At 70.4% G+C, this 1057-nt stretch carries 2 protein-coding genes; both read right to left on the minus strand.

The genetic code is table 11. The features are described from left to right. The coding region (locus AC2W7A_RS12760) for a PRC-barrel domain-containing protein (protein WP_485991656.1) at positions 1–324 on the minus strand (324 nt) is incomplete at its 3' end. Between the two features lie 273 nt (positions 325–597). After that, the coding region (locus AC2W7A_RS12765; RefSeq protein WP_485991657.1) for a YsnF/AvaK domain-containing protein at positions 598–1057 on the minus strand (460 nt) is incomplete at its 5' end.

Consider the following 1057-nt stretch of genomic DNA (forward strand, 5'->3'; position numbering starts at 1 on the left):
GTGGCCCGCGCCACCTCGTAGTCCATGGAGTAGTACTCGTAGATGCGGCGCTCCTCGTCCGGAGTGAGGTGCGTCCGCGTCCACGTTGGGCGCGTCCTTCACGAAGTCCTTCTCGAACGGGACGGTGATGCCGCCCTCGGTCGCCTGGGCCTTGTCCAGCGGGACGAAGGTCTCCTTGGTGCCGAACAGGCCGGTCTTCACGGTGATGAACGTCGGCTCCTCGGTGCGGTCGTCCAGGTAGACCTGGCCCACCGAGCCGATCTTGTCTCCGGAGGTCGAGAAGACGTCGGCGTTCTGCAGGTCACGAAGCATGGTGCGGTCCATGGTGTACTCCTCACGTCGTACGGTCCGTTCGGGCGGCTGCTCCACCCGTCATGGGGCCGACCCTTCCGGCCGTAGGGGCCGGATGCAACCCCGGGGGGCCTGGACTGAGCGGATTCCCAGTCACTGCTCAGCGGGCACACGTCTGCCGGACATGACGTGCTCGGAGGCCGGGCATGCTGAGGGCATGCGGAAGGGCCCCGCACCTCTGCCGGAGCAGAGGCGCGGGGCCCTTCGGATGACCGGCTGACGGCCGGGTGCGGCCGTCAGGACGGGTCAGCGGCGCTTGCCGTCGCGGCCGTCGCGGCGGACGTCGCCGTCACGCTCGACCTCGACGTCCTCGTGGCGGACCTCCTCGGACACGCGCTCGGTGTCCTGGTGGGTCTTCTTGCCGAGGGAGACCTTCTCGGCCTCGACGCTCTTCTCGGCCACCGGGACGTCCTCGTAGGTGGTGATCTCGACGGCGTCGTCACCACGGCCGGCGGTGCGGGCCTCGGGCGAGTTCGGGTCGACCTTCTCGCGCTCGACGACGATCTCCTCGCGCTGCACGGGCACCTCGACCTGCTCGGTGGTGGTGTAGGACTGCTTGCGCAGGCGGGCACGGCCGGAGGCGCGGCGCTCGGTGCCGACGTTCAGGTGCTCGTCGCGGACGACCATCGAGTCGTCGTCGCGGCCGGCGACCCCGTCGCGGTCGGCGTCGACGTGACCGGCGGCGTGGCGCGGCTCGTCGGCACGG

It is taken from the genome of Micrococcus sp. LASM2_SD2 (genome assembly GCF_057364565.1).